Genomic DNA, 16,479 nt, shown 5'->3' on the forward strand with positions numbered 1-16,479 from the left:
AAGGTATGGCGGAAAAATTTAGATTTTTCGATGCAGTAGAAGATGAGAATGGCGTATACGATCGTGAGTATAATGCCCAAGAATTTACGGATTACTTCAAAGCATTAGTGACAACGGGAATCATGAAAGGTGCAGGAAATCAGTTAGCAGTCACTACAAACGGCTCAAGTATGATTACGAGCATTAATACCGGTATAGCGTTTATTCTTGGTCGCTATTACGAGAATGATAGTCCACTTGAATTGACGCATGATACCGAAACGGTTGGTAATAATCGTATTGACCGTATTGTGATTCGAATGGATTTAAGTACCGAAGCGCGTTATGTAAAAGCGTTTATTAAGAAGGGTGTACCTTCCACAAATCCGATTGCGCCGAATTTAACACAAACAGCTAATTTGTATGAAATATCACTGGCACAAATAAAAATCGTTGGGGGTCAAACTTATATTGCAGTTGATGATGTAAGAGATGAACGGGGAACGGATGTGATTTGTCCTTGGGCAGGGTCGAATATACTACCTAATTTTAATGATGAGGCATTAGCAGAATTAGTTGCACAGGTTGAAGGACTTGAAAACCAAAAAGCTCGTCCTAATGGAATAGCAACTCTCGATTCAAATGGTAGTGTGCCAATGTCGCAATTGAAGAATGTACCGTTGCCACAGGATGCATCAACTACCCAAAAAGGTGTGGTGCAATTAAATACAGCACTTAACAGCCCAAGCACTACACAAGCAGCAACGCCAAGTGCAATAAAAGCTGTTAATGATAAGCTGACTGGATCGAATTTATCTTTAGGTATAGGCTCGTCGGCAACATTAGCTGGGGCAGTAGCTCTAGGACAAGTCAGTTCAGCTAATAGTTATTTTGGAATCGCAATTGGATATAACGCAAGAGCAGATAAGGAAAATTCAGTAGCAATTGGTTATGGTGTCAGTGCGACAATGGCTAGTGATGCAAAGTTAGGAGTGGGTACTAATGGTTACGGACCTTGGAATTGGCTGATTCCAGGGCAATTATATGTGTCGGGAACAAAAAACTTCCAAATGGCTCATCCTCATCCAGATAAAAAAGCTACTCACGTTATACGGCACGGGGCAGTAGAAAGTCCTACAACAGGAGATACGCTATATCGTTATACAATTGAAGCAAACGAACCTAACCAAGTAGTAGAGGTGTTGTTACCGGATTATTTCGAACACCTTAATATTAATGTTGATGTGTGGGTTAATCCTCATTTGCATTTTGGAAGAGCCTACGGAATAGTTGAAGGCGATAAACTCAAAGTGACGTGTGAAACCCCAGGGCAGTATAAGGCTCTAATTATCGGTACACGTAACGATGATGATGTTCAAGATTGGTATATTAAAGGAGTCGAACGAGAGATTGGAGAAACCTGGTTAGGTGAAACCTACGAATTTGAAGTCATTGAATACACTGAAATACAGGAAATAAAGGAGGAAGTACAATAATGATAGAAATCAGAGAAGTAAAAATTCAGTTTAAAAATCCGATAACTGGTCAACCAACAAGAGCTGTAGAATCACATTATTATGGACGTTCCGTTCGAGCAACAGTAAATGAGGAGGAGCAATTATTCCGATTTACTCCCAGTGAATTACCTTTTATAGCAACAGAAGAAGATATGATTCTAGCGATTCAGAATAGATTGAGTGAATAATTAATGAAAAAGCCAATCCGTATCCTATCATCCACAATGGATATTCTAGGTGAAATCGACAATTACGAATCATTGTTCTTTATTCGCTCCTGGCATGGTATCGGCTCAATCGAATTACGAATGAATCGATATAAAAAATACGCAAATACATTATTAAAAGATAATCTTATTCTTGTTGGAATTGACTTGAATAAGGTTTTTATTATTAAGCATCGTGAAATTGAACTTGATGAGAACGGTAGAGCAACAGAAAATTGGCTGATTAAAGGATATGCTTTAAAATCGATTGTTGCTCAACGTATTACAATGCCACCTTCACACACAGCTTATGATAATAAATCGGGCAGCTATGAAACTGTCATAAAGCATTATGTTAATAATAATCTTGTTAATCCAGGAGAAGTAAGACGTAAAATCCAACAATTAATAATTGCAGATGATTTACAACGAGGCGGTAAAATATCATATTCATCTCGCTTTAAAAACGTAGCTGATGAAATGTCCACATTATCTTTAGCGAGTGGATTAGGGTGGGATGTAACGTTGGATTTGGTCAATAAACAATGGGTATTCGATGTTGTGGTAGGGCGTCAGTTAATTGCTGGGCAAAACGTTAATCCACCAGTTATATTTAGTCCACAATTCGAAAGTTTGAAGTCCTTACAATATGCACAAAGCGAATTGAACTATAAGAATGTAGCAATCGTTGCAGGGCAAGGTGAAGGTGTAGAAAGGCGAGTAATTGAAGTCGGTTCATTCAATGGTTTGAATCGACATGAAATCTTTGTAGATGCGCGTGATGTGGAAGAAGTGGATGATGATGGTCAATCAATTCCAGTACAGCAAATTATCCAAGCGTTAACGGATCGTGGCCAGCAACAACTTAATGAATTACTTCAAGAGGAATATTTGGAAGGGCAGATATTAACTAACAGTCCTTTCAAATATGAAACTGATTATGATTTAGGTGATATCGTAACTATCCAGAACAAAGACTGGGGCGTAACAATGGATGCGCGAATTACGGAAATCAAGGAAGTTTATGAAGCGGCCGGATTCAGCATTGAAGCAACCTTTGGAAATAGTCGCCCTACATTGATTCAGAAGATTAAGCAGGAACTTTCGCAGATTAGTGGGGAAGTTAGACGGTGAACGCAGTATAGGCTAGCGTTTTTATAGCAAGAAATCTTTAAAGGATTTCTCCTCCTTTTGTCGAATAAAAACCCTTGAAAGGAGGGGTATTTTGATTAAGATTAATAAAGCCTTATTTGAAGAAAAATTAAATGAAAAACTAAATAAAGCTAGGATTGCTAAATATGAATTTATAGAAATTAATGCAGGCGAATTTCATCGAGAAGTGGGATTATATCCTTCAAATAATCATAGAATGGCGACCTGCAGTATTGTTATGAAAGAAAGAATGAAGACGAATGACAAAATAATCAATTCTCCAAACAAAGGAAAGGGTGCTTCATTAACAATTAGATATTATTTATAAGATATGCCTTCACAATTTGTGGATGGTTTTTATTGTGCAACAAGACCTAAGCAATGCATTGTACCGAGCAGTGTAATTTGGAAAAGTAGGTGAGGTTATGGAACCAGTATCAGCAGTAACAACAGCAAGTCAAATAGCTACATCGCAAGCCGTATGGTCAATATGTGCTATTTTGCTAGTGGTATATGTATTTTGGCACTCTAACAAACGAGAAACTAGACTATTGGATAATCTAAGTGAACTTACAAAAGCTCAAGGTGATCAAGCGAATACAATGCAAGAAATCAGTAATAGTTTGACATCACTTGAAGGCCGCATGGATCGAATGGAAAAATACACTTATAAATACGGAGATGATGAATGATGACGGCAGATAAATTAAAACAATATATCGCATTATTCGGAGGGGTGCTTGGAGCAATCCTTTTATTTTTGCAAACTTTAGGGATTAACTTCACTTGGTTCACCAACGATTCAATTAATTCATTTGTTGAGGTTCTAATTGCAGCAGTGCCATTTGTTTTAGTGATCTATGGAGTCTATAAAAATACCTATATCATGAGTGAAAATGCTAAAGAACAAGAGGAGCTTCTTAAAAAGAGAGGGTTGAAGTAAATGGCAAAAGAAATTGAAATTCATCCCGGCCATTGGAACCTAACTAATAGTGGAGCGAATGGGTATATCAATGAAGTTAAAGAAGCGCGCAGAGTAGCAAAGAGAGTGTATGAGATACTCAAGTCCTCAAAGGTACGGGCGACTTATTACGAGGATAATTCATCTAAAAATCAACGTGAGAATATCAATTACTTGGTTAGCCAACACAACAAAGATTGCGATGGATTAATCGTGTCAATTCATTTTAATGCTTCTAGCGGCAGTTCAAGTAAGGGTATTGGCACTGAGGTACTTTATTATTCTGAAAAGGACTTGGCTATTAAAGTTGCTAAAGCAATCAGCGATGTATCGGGACTTCTCAATCGCGGAGCGAAGAAACGAACAGATTTAGGAGTATTAGCGAAAACGTATGAGCCGGCAATCTTAATTGAAGTTTGTTTTGTAAACAGCTCAGTGGATGTAGCGTTGTATCGTAGAGACTTTGAAAAGATATGCCAGGCTATTGCGCAGGTATTAGCGAATTATCTAGGGAAATCAACTAAGCCTTCCACACAAATAATTGTGGAGAAAAAGGAGGAAAAACCAGTGGACTTATTAAATAAAACTGGCCGGGCAGAAACTAAAGAGCTGATTAAACGTGGAGTAGCTGAAAATTTATTCACATCAAAGCACCAGGATGTTGATAAGTATACCGATGCTGAGTTGATCAGTTACTCGTTTGCTTACATCAATCGAAAATTAAAAAACGTTGACAAATTATAGTTTCAAATATTTATTTTCTGGGAATTACTTGTATAATCCTCCCTGGATTATACAATATAAATATCGAATATACGATTGAGAAATCAATCAAAAATTAAACCGTCTTCCATATTCCGGAAGGCGGTTTTTTCTCGGCTGCTTGAATTACTTATGACCAAGCGTTAAAGAGACTGAGCCATCAGCAGGGCTGAATGTTGCTGTTACCTTTCTTCCGTTAGCAGTAAACTGTTCTGGAATGTCATTACTATTGAAGTAATTCCATACTCTATTAGCATCACTGCCAAAGTAAAGTTTGAACACTTCTTTTGCTACGACTGGAATACGTTCTGAATATTTTAAAGCAGGGTCAGTCCATCCCATGAACTTAATTCCAACTTCGTTTGAAGATGATGAACTTTGTCCAATTACACTAATCACTCCAGGATAAGAAGGGAGTGAATATACACCACGATTATTAAACCCAAGTTCATTTTCCAGTGTACGGAAGTTTACCGCAGGGTCAGAACTCCAAGGAGTTTTTAATACTGGTGCAACCCAACCATCAGGATATACTTTCCCAGTTTGTTCTTTAACTTCTCCATCAAATGTGATTAACACTAGACTTTGATTACTTTTCCATTCAACGTTTGCTCCTAGAGCTTCACTTACAAATCTCAACGGAACTAAAGTACGTCCGTTCACAGACTTTCCAGGAACATCTAAATCTTTCTTTTTCCCGTTTATTGTTGCTTGTTTACTATTTAGAGTAAGAGAAACAATTATGCTGCCGTTTGTGGCCTTTACGGTTTTTGTTCTATCCGACCATTCAATTTTCGCACCCATTGCTTCGAAGATTGCTCTCATTGGAACTAGTACTCTACCATTTTCCATAATAGGCTGTTGATCAAAATAAAGTTCCTGCGAATTAATTTTTACGCTTATAGGAGTTGCTGCTTCAACATTATTATTACTTAATGTGAAGGGCAACAATAGACCTATCGCCAGGATAGAAATCTTAATGAAATATTTCATGCAAAATCTCATTATGCATATGTATTTTTTACCATAGCAATTTTCTCTTATATAGTTTTATTTTTCAAGTCAATTTAGAAATTTAAACCATAGAAGCGTTTTAAATAGCTATTTTGCTTATTTAAAAAAGCCCCAAATATTTATTTTGGGCGCTTATCAAATATTTAACAGCCTAATTTTAATTTCAATGTTATCCTCTTTGAAAAAAGGAGGTATTGTAGGTGGGTAATTTTCTTTCTTTTCCACAAAATCAGCACTTAGAAATCGAAGTTATCACACTTTTCAATGGGGAAAAATTTCATGTAGTGAAGGTTTTGGACAAAAAAGACATTAGTGTGTCACTGTTTCTTCATTCTAAAGAAATTACGCAAGTGACTGATTATAAAGATTGTTTAGACCTCGGATACTATGCTTTCAAAACAATTGAACAAGCACGTAAGTTTCACAAACAAATAGAACATATGTCAGCAATTGACTTAATGATCTTACAAACTCAATCTAATAAGCAAGAATGTTAAAACCGTCTTCCTATTGTTGAGGGCGATTTTTTAATTATGAAAGAGAAAAGAGAGTGCTAAATAAAGTGTTGTCCCACTTGGTATATTATGGTTAAATAGTATTTAAGGATTACATAAATATCTAAGTATAGTACAAAAGAGGTAAAATTATGAACAGAAAATCAACCTATTGCAAGTCTTTAGCAGGGGCATTAGCGCTTAGCGTGAGTATGCCAGCAATCGTAATTCCAGTGGAAGCACAAACTGTTGAAACAGCAAATGATACATTATTCAGTGATGTTACTCCAAAGCACTGGGCATACTCTTCTATTATGAAAGCATCTCAACAAGGTTTAGTAGAAGGTTACAATGGAAAGTTTAATCCGAATGGCAAGGTAACTAGAGCTGAGTTTGCAACATTCCTTTCACGTGTGTTTGATGGAGGTAAAGGTCTACAAAATACGTTTTCTGATGTTCCAAGCACTCACTGGGCAACCGATGCTATTAACGAAGGGATTGCACTAGGTTTTATCAAACCAAACGATTACAATAATAACAAATTTTCACCCGACCAGACTATGACACGTAATGAGATCGTGAAGTGGTTAGTCAATGGGTTAGTATCACAAAATCCAATATATAGCACCATTTTAGAGGAATTAGATTCTGATTTAACCTTGTTACCAGTGACAGAGTTTTACAAAGGGGGACTTGATAAAGAGGATATTCCATATTTTGGTGTTGCTCTAGGTACTGGATTAATTACTGGCTATGCTGATTTCTCAATTCGTCCGAATGGCAACACATCTCGCTCGGAAGTCGTGGTCATGTTATTCCGCATACAAGATATCCTATCTAAAGATCCAAACATGTTTAGCGACTTGAATGAACTGCGTGAAGTCGCAATAACTGGGACGAATATTCTTTCACTCACAAAATATGAAAAAAAGCGACATTCTAACGATAATGATTTTTGGTATAGGGTTACTGAGGATGCTGCAAAAAAGGAAAATCTAACTCTAGAGGAATATGTAAAAAAGTACTTTGGAGAGGCTTTTAAACTCCCAGTTGCGGGGGAAGAGTTTGGTGGTTTTGAGGATGTGCTAGGAAAACCGTATACGTTGCATAACAACCGTGCTGTAAATACGATAGAACGTGCTATTTTTGTAGATACAACAGGTCCGCAAGCCAAAGGTATCTATAAAGATATGTTCTTTGACAATGAACCAATTGCTTTAAATAGAAACTATTATGCAATATATTACGAATACACAACAACCCCAAGTAAAGATAGCACTTTATTTAGTCTAGGGAACGGTTCAATTAGTTGGCAAGTAGGTAATGACACTGTTAATTCGGCAAAAGCGAAACAATTTGGTATCACAACACCTCCAACATTAACGGGATGGTACTACGAGGAAGGTGAAGATGGAGTATTTAACAAAATAATTGATAACTTCTTCACAAAAGGGAAGACAGTCCGCTATTGGGCTGTTAAAAGTGCTGGAGGCAAAGCGGTTGATGATCCATTTTCAGATTATGATCAAATAAGAGGAAGAACAGATAATGGTAGTCAATTTTATTATGAAATTTTAAAATAAAAATATTTTTGTCATAAAATAAGTGCCCCCAAATGTTAGTGAAGGTTTAACATTTGGGGGCAGTTCACTATTATGGAGGATGGTCTTTTTTTATTTGATCTCGAATATTTCGTTAAAATCTTCGATTTCTAACGCTTTTAAAACCTTTGCTGCATGTTCGCGGTTTATTGTTTGACGACTATTATTAGCCATTTCGCTGATTGTATTTGGTCTTAATCCAGTTAACTCAACCAAATCTTTTTGCGACATTTCCTTCTTCAAAAGGACTTCTTTAAGCTTCATTTTCAACTCCATCTACAAACCCCCAATATATGCCACATGTCTAATATTTATTATATCGATATCTAAGAATTTTCTCCACAATAATATTGACATATTGAAATAATGGAATTATTATCGATATATCGATATTTTTGTTCCATATGGATATCCAATTGGAATTCCAGATACTCTTCCTAATTAATTTCCACCTTAGCAATCAATCGAGAAACTTGTCCTTCCACAATTACCAACTACTCTAAGACACTACAATTCTTCCAGATGACGACAACTTATTACTATGTAATAAGAACCCGTGGCAATTTCCATTCCTAATTTAACCTACTCTCACCAACAAAAAAACACCTAAAAAATTTTGGATAAAAAATAAAAAATCGAAAGGGGATAATATTGCTTTTTGAAATTTTGACTACTTCCATTTTTGGCGGATTAGCATTAAATGCGTTTGTGAAAAAGAAAGGTCTTGCTACAAACGACAGTGGTAAAATTCAACGCATTATGGCATTAAGTGATCTAAACGTAAAAGATGGGAAAGACACGCTAACAACCACTCTTATTCGAAAAAAGCAACATTCCTGGGGATGGGAGTACAAATACCGAATTCCAGATGGCCGTAGCTTCAATGACTACCTAAGTAAAATGGATGTCCTTCAAGATGGTTTGAATAACAGACGTAAGAAGATTAATTTTACCGATTTAACAAAGTTAAAATTCGACAGAACTATTATTCAGCAACTTCAAGAATTGTGGAGGACCAAACTTACGGAACAAAAAGAAATCGAATTAGATTTTGATGGATTATTGATAATTAGAGTATACGATAAGCCATTAGCAACCAAAATCGATTGGGACGAAATGCTTTTAAAGCCTAAGTCGTGGAGTGTTCCAATTGGTTATACACGTAAAGGCGATTTAATTGAACACAACTTTGACAAATCTAAACATCTAATTATTGCAGGAGCAACAGGTTATGGTAAAAGCGCAATTCTAAAATTAGTTGTAACTACTTTAATTGACCAACAACCTGACAATGCAGAGCTATCCTTAATCGATTTGAAGGGCGGTTCTGCCTTCCACAGATTTAGAAACTGTAAGCAGGTAAAATACTATTCTCGTGATCCAGAAAGCGCTGAGGATTTTTTAAAAAATGTTCAAATCGATATGCAGAAATCATTTGAGAAGGTAGTAGATAACGGCTTTGAGGATGTAAAAGAAGCGAAAATAAAGAAACGTCATTTCATTATAATCGATGAAGCTGCCGATTTATCTGAGTATGCCGATGCGATGGATATTATAACGGATATAGCACGCAGAGGACGTTCAGCAGGCTTTTATTTAATATTTTGTACGCAATATCCAACAGCTCAAGTAATACCTTCACAGACTAAAAGAAACATTATAGCTCGACTGTGCTATGCAGTTGATACGGACACAGCTTCTAGAGTTGTACTTGATGAAGGCGGAGCAGATAAACTTCCAGATATTCCAGGCCGTGGGATATATAAGAACAACGTGAAGAGATATATCATTCAATCTCCATTCATTGAGAATGAAGCTATCCAGCAACAGATTGAACCTTATATCATCAAGAAAAAGGAGGTTGAGCATGAGGACGAAAGCTCTCAATCAAAGGCAGGAGCAGATATTGCTACTTTTACAGAAGTTTGACTTTCTTACTCGTGATCAATTAAATCGGTATTTCAATCTTGGTTCAATTCGCAATACCAACTATGTGCTTAATAGCCTTTCAGAGTACCTACATTGCGTTCGGAATGGCTATCAATCTATTTATTATCTAAGCCGAGAAGGTCGCTTATACGTTGAATGTGACAAGGTGAGAAAGAAGGGAAGTCACGTTGAACACACAATCATGAGAAATGAAATGTGGATGTATTACAAATGCCCAGTGGATTGGAAGAATGAAGTGAAGATATCAAATAGTAAAACTTATGTAATCGCAGATGCAACGTTCAATCTAAATGGATTTCAGTGTATTTTAGAAGTCGATAATTTACAGAGCATGAAAGAGAACAAAGAGAAGATAAAGAAGTACAAAGAACTGATGCAAAGTGTTGTCATGAAATTGGGCTATTACCCAACTTTAATTTGGCTTACTACAACTGAATTAAGAAGAAAGCAAACAGAGGAAGAATGCCAAGGTTTAAAAGTGAAGGTATACACGATTACAGACATCAATTAGGAGGGAACTGAAATGTTTAAAAGAAACAAAATTGAGGTTGTTCCTGCCATGACAGAATTTGCATACGAGGAAGAGAAAGCTAAATATAAATATGCAACTCGTACGGAAGTTGCCGTTGCTACAGCTATACCGGTAGTAGCAAGTGTTGGTTTTGCAGCTCATCAATACTCATTATTAAATAATCTTACACCCTTATCTGTTAATGGAGAATTGGGAGCACAATCCCACGCAACTATACCTACAGGATTTATCGCAGATACTTCATTAAATGCTTTGGCCAATATACTGGATCCAGTAATCCAAATCTTAGTAGCCATTTCATTCCCTATAGCCAGTGTAATAATGATTGGCGCCTGCTTCTTCTTCATGTTTGGCAATAGCGACAAGGCATGGTCCATGATTCTTAATGCTGGATTGGGATATGTATTAATTCAATTATCTCCATTATTCTTGGATATTTTAAAAACTGTGGGTGCATCAGTTTAGAAACGTGTGATATGACAATTTAGATGATGATGAACAAGCATAACCCCCCGTCCTAAGTAAGGACGGGGAAAAAAGCTATAGTTGTTTAATTTTAGGGTAAGATATTTCGCTACACTACTAAATATAAACATAAGTCGTTAAAAATTGTGGAGTAGCAAATCAATGGTGACTTACTATTTACACGGTAAACTAAAAAACGAATATTGTATTTTTATAAAATTTATCTTTGTCAGTTCCATATATTTATAAAGCAACACCAATAAAAGGTTTTAATCTGTATTAGGATCTATTTCAGCTGTCCATGAACCAGAAGCTGTCTTAATTAGTTTACCATTTACGTAAACTGATGAAATTGAGTAATATTCCGCTTTAGTAGAACTGATTAGTTTATAGTAAGTAGTACCTTTTATAGTGATATTTGTAGTACCAACAAGAGAAGCTGCGGCAAGTAATGTAGCTGTAAGCTCTTCTGATAGACGAAGTCGTTTTGCAGTAAAAGCAGCAGCATACGATAGGCCCATAATCATTACTGAATTAGAAACCGAACCGTTAACTTGGAAAGATCCATCCCAGTATGTGCTCCCACCACCCGGATCAACGGCAAATGGTGTTATAAGGGTGTTATCATTTATAGAATAGTTAGAGAATTGTGTGAATCCTTGTGGTACTTCAAAAGTATTATTTTCTGTTACAACTTCGTTTGAAATGATACCATTTTCTAAAATTTCCTTAGCTAAAGCTTCATTGCTTGAATTTACTGTCAATACCTTTGGAGCTAATGGAATTGGTTTTTCTGAGTTTGCACTTGCTAGATTTGCTGTAATTGAAGGAACTACTAATGATGAAGCTATTAATCCTGTTAAAATCTTCTTTGGTATACTCATACAATCTCCTCTTCCCTTTTTTTATATAATATGGTATTTTTTACATATTACTATTTAAATATTAATATAATAAGTTAATTTTTTCAATACCTTATTGTAAAATAGTGTAAATAAGGATTAAGGGGAGAGGAATAATGTATCTATTTTTTAAAGTATTGATTTTTTCGGCTATAGCAATAGGTTATTACCGTATAACAGAAAACAGCGAAATTAGTATATTTGTAGATTTTGTAATACTTTTTATTTTAATTTATCTTGTTTCTAGGATACTGGGAAAAATTGAGAAGCTAATCAAAGAAAAAAGAACAAAAGCACTTTAGTTAAATAGGCATTATATTCGACACAACTCCAGTAAAAAGGAATTGTGTCTTTTTAATTTTCTCTGAAAAGCAGATGACTCACGTATGAATGGAGGTAAAATATTTTAAATAAAATTAATTCTATTAAGGTCTTATTTAACAGCAAATAAAGAACTCCATTTTTAAAAAAATGATTAAAATGGATGCTGCTTCAAAATCTGGCACCTTGTTAAATAAACAACTTTATTCTTAAACCAGGGATAGTTACCTGGTTTTTCTTATTGTCAAAACAAGAACATTTGTTCTATAATTAACATAAAATAAGGACGGTTGTTCGATAATGTGGAGGGCAGAAATGAAAAATCAATTAATGAAATTGTTTGAACGTGGTCAATTAGTGGATATGATGTACATTGCTCAAAGCGGTGAAATTAGTAAGAGACGTATTAAAATTTCTAAACTGTTAGATGATAAATTCACGGCTTATTGTTTTACAAAGCATGCCAATCGAACTTTTATAATTGATAATATTTTGGCCCTTGCACCTGTAATTAGAAAAGAGCGTGAAGTCATTTGATTAATCGAGAAGTTGTAGGACTAACTCATAAACAAATTATTACCGACTTAACTATTCGAACTCTTGAGCGCGATCGTAAATATATTGGAGATTTCAAAATGCAACGAGCATTTGACATGTGGTTTGATAATCAAATCATGATGCTGCACAGTGATTTGAAAAACATTAAAGCGGAGTTAGGGAAGAATGGAGTTAAACTACAAGGGAGCAAACCAGATGGAGATTTTACTGTCTATACAATAGTAGAAAAAGGAATGGTGTCAGAAGAAAAAAGATATTCAAACATCGCGCTAAGAAACCATTGTGAAGTGGAAATAAAACGTTTATTGGGATTGGAGGGTAAGTAAATGTTGAAAGATAGAGGTAATAAGAAATGGACGGCCATGATGTTAACAGAGCATGTTACAGATTTAAGGAATTGGTACGAGAGCGATAATGATATTCCTGAACCTGAATTTGATGAATTTAGTTTGAATTCTTTGGCTGACGATTTAAATATTGCATTTCAAACAAAATCAAATGTTCGCATCACGTACTGGAGCAATAAAAGAACGGAGAATTACGAAGGGGAAATAATAGAATTGCTTCCTAATGAACAAGCAGTAAGAATTAAAATAAATGATTACAGTATTAAGCTACTCTTGAAAAACATTGTAAAGCTTAATGTGTACGATTAAAAAAAGCCACTCAAATGAGTGACTTGTCATTTATTATTTATTAACCTCTATTACATGTTTAACATCTTCGCCGACTTTATCAAAGTTTGAGTTAGTTGGGGCAGAGATACGAATTTCGATAGAAGTTAAATCTTCTACAGCTGAATTTTTAAGGATATATACATTATGGCCTTCTTGCCTTACTTGACCTAAATAATCGCCTTCAATATGTTCAGAAAGTAACATGTCAGGTTCTAATTGTTCTTTTGTATTTGTGATAATTACAGCCTGCCCTAAATAAAAAGACATATCTTCTTCAGAAGTGTTTTCTCCAGCCATCTCAATTGTAATAGCATTTACTTCATCACCAATCGCTACTTCAAACAGATCGGCAGCTTCTTGAGTTTTTGGAGTAATTTTCTTTAACTGTACAGCTGGAATTTCGTACTTCATTGGTCCGACTTCACCAGTGATACCAAGTTCTTTATTGGTATAAGTATTAACATTTTTTATGTTTTCATCTTCTTGTATATCCTCATCCTCAGAAGATTCTTCCTTATTTGTTTCTTCATTAGCTACTTCTTCTTTTTCAGTTGTCTCATTGCTACTTGCTGAATTTGATTCTTCTTTTGGCTCGCTAGAAGTTTCTTCTTGTCCTCCACAAGCTGCTAGAACAAGAATCATTAACATTACAAAACCGATTAATATTTTTTTCAACTAATATCATCCTCCTTAATCTAATTACATTTTATTGGTAAATGATTGGAAAAGCTATAATAAAAAACAGACAACCATTATAGCTATCTGTTTAATAAATGTTTTATGTCTATGTAGGTGTACCTCCACCAACCCAGATAGCAGCAATTTGGCCAAGCGCTGTCAGAGTGGCTGTTCCTTCACCTATCGCAGTCCCAAAGAGGTTGGCAATGGATCCAGCCAACGTAATTCCCGAAAAACCAGATCCGTCCAACCCCGTGATCGCCCCAACCGCAGTTAAAGTCATTGCTGCAATTTCTCCTGTTAATGGGACAATATCTGCAAGGGCGACACCGAGGTCATTGACAATCCCTTGAGACCCAGTTGGTAAATATTCACCAAGTACCGCAATAAATCCTGAATCGCCGAGATAGAAAAAGGCGGCAATAGGAATCACTGGACCAAAAACTTTAAACCCGAATTGGAAACCTTCTATTAAATAGCTTGTCGTTTTTTCCAACCCATCATTTTTATGGGCAAAAACTGCAAGCAAAATCAGTATGAAGACAGTCGTTCCACCTACTAAAGCAGTTGCATCGCCACCCGAAAGATTAAAGACGGACATCCCGACAACATCGAGGATAAAAGCAATTGGAATTAACAAGGCAAAAAATTTCCGCTGTCCTAAAGTTAATAAGCTAGTGTTCATAGCTTCTTCTATTTTCTCACGATCAAACGTCCCAACCATTTCCAAGTTGCCGCGTTTCATATCCCTTCTCAGCATGAAAAATGCAACGATTGTAGTCACAGCCCCCATCACGATCACAAGGGGAATACTTGCCGTAATGACTTCTGATACAGGGAGTCCAGCTGCATCGGCTGTTAATTTGGGGGCACCCTGTATGATAAAGTCACTGGACAGTGCAATCCCATGACCGAACAAGTTCATCGCCATTGCGACTCCGAGCGCAGGGAGACCTGCACGTATGGCAACCGGAAGAAGTACTGCACCAAGAAGAGCCACTGCCGGAGATGGCCAGAAGAACCAGGAGATGATCATCATCAAAATTCCGATTGTCCAATAAGCAAGGGTTGAATTTTTAATGATCTTGGTAAAAGGGGAAATCATGACTTCATTAATCCCTGTTTTCATCAAGACACGACTCATCGCCACAATAACGGAGATAATGAGAATGGTCGATAATAGTTCCTTGATGGCGTAGATAAAGCTGTCAAATACCCCACTAATCGAAGCAGTAAAGTCACCGGTTGCCACAATGGCAATAACGAAGATTCCCACAATACATATTAAAGACGTATCCCGACGTCTGACCATAAACCCGATGATCAACACAATAAACGTAACATAAATCCAATGCAACGCCGACAAATCAACACCCATAAGCTATCCCCTCTATTCTTTTAACCATAGAATATGAGGCGAAAGTCTAATGGGTGTGTGCTTAAGGAATTTATGGAAATTACATTCCTTGATTAAGGGAAAATGTTTAAGAATCTTGTATAATAAGTTTAAAAGATTTTTTTACAGAAAATAGGGGATATTAAAATGAATAATAAAATAGTTAAAAGTATAAGAGAAGGTTTAACTGCTGATTGTTCTAAATGCTTTGGACTCTGTTGCACAGCACTTAATATTATTGCATCAAAAGATTTTCCGATTAACAAACCTGCCGATACTCCCTGCACAAATTTACAATCTGATTATCGTTGCCAAATTCACAGCCAGTTAAGAGAAAAAGGTTTTAAAGGTTGTACGGTATTTGACTGTTTAGGTGCTGGACAAGTGGTTTCTCAAGTTACTTTTAATGGCCAAAGTTGGCGAAATAATCCAGAAACTGCGGGAAAAATGTTCCAAGTGTTTCCTATAATGGGACAAATCCACGAAATGATATCATATGCAGCAGAAGCATTAACATACGATATTCCAAGTGCTTTATCAGATGAGTTGAGTGAGAACTTAAAGGGTTTACAAAACTTAACGAAATTAGCTGCTGATGAATTATTATCTCTTGATTTGATGACATACCGCGTGGCATTAAATGAATTGCTTACAGCAGCAAGCGATTTTATTAGAGAAAATACTATTGCAAAGTTACCTGGTGCTAAAAGGCTTAAAGATTTTGACCATGCAAGAGCCGATTGGATGGCAAAAAAATTAAAGGACAAAGACTTGAGGGCAACCAATTTTAGGGGAGCATATTTAATTGCTGCCGATATGCGAAATACAGATTTAAGAGCGGTGAATTTAATTGGTGCAGACTTGCGGGATACTGATTTTAGTGGGACTGATCTCTCTACAAGCATGTTTTTAACACAAATGCAAATCAATTCAGCTAAAGGCGATGTAAAGACAGTATTGCCTTCTCATATTCAACGTCCTTCCCATTGGATCAACTAATTTTGTTTGTTCATACTTCATATATCGAAAAAGCTTTTCTCGGTTCAATTGATACAGAATTACTTATGCTATTATCGAGCGCATTTTCAGTGGCTGGGACCGCATTTCTTCATCTAAAAGGGGTGCATTATAAAGGGAAAGTAAATACATATTTATAAAAAAGCGGCGAATCATGCCCATAGAGGCTCCATTTCAAGTACTTTGTCGCCCCGTTATGCTAAGAAGATAATTCAACACCTTTATAAAGTTGTCCCAAACCAACGCCGACAAGTCAACACCTAAATGACCCATGTTCTTCCTCATTTCTTTTACGCT

At 36.1% G+C, this 16,479-nt stretch carries 21 protein-coding genes; 16 read left to right on the plus strand and 5 right to left on the minus strand.

Annotated features, from left to right (window positions below):
• Positions 1–5 precede the first annotated feature (5 nt).
• The 7 genes from CD33_RS20545 to CD33_RS19535 all read left to right on the plus strand — a co-directional run bounded on the left by CD33_RS20545 (position 6) and on the right by CD33_RS19535 (position 4,559).
• Positions 6–1,475 (plus strand): tail fiber protein, encoded by a 1,470-nt coding sequence (locus CD33_RS20545; protein ID WP_052130232.1) that lies wholly within the window; start codon positions 6–8, stop codon positions 1,473–1,475.
• Positions 1,475–1,684, plus strand: a complete 210-nt coding sequence (locus CD33_RS13555; protein ID WP_036201502.1) for a hypothetical protein — start codon at positions 1,475–1,477, stop codon at positions 1,682–1,684. Before CD33_RS20545 ends, CD33_RS13555 begins: the two co-directional genes overlap by 1 nt.
• A 3-nt stretch (positions 1,685–1,687) precedes the next feature.
• Positions 1,688–2,836, plus strand: a complete 1,149-nt coding sequence (locus CD33_RS13560; protein ID WP_036201503.1) for a siphovirus ReqiPepy6 Gp37-like family protein — start codon at positions 1,688–1,690, stop codon at positions 2,834–2,836.
• A 91-nt stretch (positions 2,837–2,927) separates the two neighbouring features.
• Positions 2,928–3,182: a hypothetical protein gene (locus tag CD33_RS13565; protein WP_052130234.1), complete on the plus strand. Its 255-nt coding sequence runs from the start codon at positions 2,928–2,930 to the stop codon at positions 3,180–3,182.
• Positions 3,183–3,279: 97 nt separating this feature from the next.
• The gene (locus tag CD33_RS13570; protein ID WP_036201504.1) at positions 3,280–3,546 is read left to right on the plus strand and encodes a hypothetical protein; all 267 of its coding nucleotides are present in this window, start codon (positions 3,280–3,282) and stop codon (positions 3,544–3,546) included.
• Positions 3,543–3,797 carry a phage holin gene (locus CD33_RS13575; RefSeq protein WP_235863215.1) on the plus strand — a complete coding sequence of 85 codons (255 nt, stop codon included), beginning with the start codon at positions 3,543–3,545 and terminating at the stop codon, positions 3,795–3,797. The genes CD33_RS13570 and CD33_RS13575 overlap by 4 nt, the downstream gene beginning before the upstream one ends.
• Entirely contained in the window at positions 3,798–4,559 is a 762-nt protein-coding gene (locus CD33_RS19535) for an N-acetylmuramoyl-L-alanine amidase (RefSeq protein WP_052130235.1), read from the plus strand.
• Positions 4,560–4,703: 144 nt separating this feature from the next.
• On the opposite strand, the gene CD33_RS19540 is transcribed toward CD33_RS19535, so the two are convergent.
• A complete protein-coding gene (locus CD33_RS19540) occupies positions 4,704–5,570 on the minus strand; it encodes a copper amine oxidase N-terminal domain-containing protein (protein ID WP_052130236.1) in 867 nt (288 codons plus the stop codon).
• A 221-nt stretch (positions 5,571–5,791) separates the two neighbouring features.
• Here CD33_RS19540 and CD33_RS13590 point away from each other — a divergent pair, with 221 nt between their 5' ends.
• Positions 5,792–6,088, plus strand: a complete 297-nt coding sequence (locus CD33_RS13590) for a hypothetical protein (RefSeq protein ID WP_036201505.1) — start codon at positions 5,792–5,794, stop codon at positions 6,086–6,088.
• Between the two features lie 149 nt (positions 6,089–6,237).
• On the plus strand, positions 6,238–7,668 hold the full coding sequence (locus tag CD33_RS19545) for an S-layer homology domain-containing protein (protein WP_052130237.1): 1,431 nt from the start codon (positions 6,238–6,240) through the stop codon (positions 7,666–7,668).
• Between the two features lie 90 nt (positions 7,669–7,758).
• Here the strand turns inward: CD33_RS19545 and CD33_RS13600 are convergent, their stop codons facing one another.
• Complete coding sequence (locus tag CD33_RS13600; RefSeq protein WP_036201506.1) at positions 7,759–7,962, minus strand: helix-turn-helix domain-containing protein; 204 nt, start codon at positions 7,960–7,962, stop codon at positions 7,759–7,761.
• 375 nt (positions 7,963–8,337) lie between these two features.
• Here CD33_RS13600 and CD33_RS13605 point away from each other — a divergent pair, with 375 nt between their 5' ends.
• The 3 genes from CD33_RS13605 to CD33_RS13615 are packed head-to-tail and all read left to right on the plus strand — an operon-like array spanning position 8,338 to position 10,633.
• Positions 8,338–9,615, plus strand: a complete 1,278-nt coding sequence (locus tag CD33_RS13605; RefSeq protein WP_036201508.1) for an FtsK/SpoIIIE domain-containing protein — start codon at positions 8,338–8,340, stop codon at positions 9,613–9,615.
• A complete protein-coding gene (locus CD33_RS13610; RefSeq protein ID WP_036201509.1) occupies positions 9,554–10,147 on the plus strand; it encodes a replication-relaxation family protein in 594 nt (197 codons plus the stop codon). The genes CD33_RS13605 and CD33_RS13610 overlap by 62 nt, the downstream gene beginning before the upstream one ends.
• 12 nt (positions 10,148–10,159) lie before the next feature.
• A complete protein-coding gene (locus CD33_RS13615) occupies positions 10,160–10,633 on the plus strand; it encodes a hypothetical protein (RefSeq protein WP_036201510.1) in 474 nt (157 codons plus the stop codon).
• 269 nt (positions 10,634–10,902) lie between these two features.
• Here the strand turns inward: CD33_RS13615 and CD33_RS13620 are convergent, their stop codons facing one another.
• A complete protein-coding gene (locus CD33_RS13620) occupies positions 10,903–11,517 on the minus strand; it encodes a hypothetical protein (protein WP_036201512.1) in 615 nt (204 codons plus the stop codon).
• Between the two features lie 654 nt (positions 11,518–12,171).
• On the opposite strand from CD33_RS13620, the gene CD33_RS13630 reads away from it, so the two are divergent.
• From CD33_RS13630 to CD33_RS13640, 3 genes are read left to right on the plus strand one after another with little or no spacing between them, the layout of a single operon-like run.
• Complete coding sequence (locus CD33_RS13630) at positions 12,172–12,393, plus strand: hypothetical protein (protein ID WP_036201514.1); 222 nt, start codon at positions 12,172–12,174, stop codon at positions 12,391–12,393.
• Complete coding sequence (locus CD33_RS13635) at positions 12,390–12,740, plus strand: YhjD family protein (protein ID WP_036201515.1); 351 nt, start codon at positions 12,390–12,392, stop codon at positions 12,738–12,740. Before CD33_RS13630 ends, CD33_RS13635 begins: the two co-directional genes overlap by 4 nt.
• The gene (locus CD33_RS13640) at positions 12,741–13,070 is read left to right on the plus strand and encodes a YolD-like family protein (protein WP_036201516.1); all 330 of its coding nucleotides are present in this window, start codon (positions 12,741–12,743) and stop codon (positions 13,068–13,070) included.
• A gap of 33 nt (positions 13,071–13,103) precedes the next feature.
• On the opposite strand, the gene CD33_RS13645 is transcribed toward CD33_RS13640, so the two are convergent.
• Together CD33_RS13645 and CD33_RS13650 are read right to left on the minus strand one after the other, a co-directional pair.
• Entirely contained in the window at positions 13,104–13,766 is a 663-nt protein-coding gene (locus tag CD33_RS13645) for a hypothetical protein (RefSeq protein ID WP_036201517.1), read from the minus strand.
• Between the two features lie 109 nt (positions 13,767–13,875).
• Positions 13,876–15,147, minus strand: coding sequence for a hypothetical protein (locus CD33_RS13650; RefSeq protein ID WP_235863217.1), 1,272 nt, complete (start codon positions 15,145–15,147; stop codon positions 13,876–13,878).
• A gap of 165 nt (positions 15,148–15,312) precedes the next feature.
• On the opposite strand from CD33_RS13650, the gene CD33_RS13655 reads away from it, so the two are divergent.
• The gene (locus CD33_RS13655; RefSeq protein WP_036201518.1) at positions 15,313–16,164 is read left to right on the plus strand and encodes a pentapeptide repeat-containing protein; all 852 of its coding nucleotides are present in this window, start codon (positions 15,313–15,315) and stop codon (positions 16,162–16,164) included.
• The last annotated feature ends 315 nt before the right edge of the window (positions 16,165–16,479 follow it).

Source organism: Ureibacillus sinduriensis BLB-1 = JCM 15800, assembly GCF_000772955.1.
Lineage (GTDB): Bacteria > Bacillota > Bacilli > Bacillales_A > Planococcaceae > Ureibacillus > Ureibacillus sinduriensis.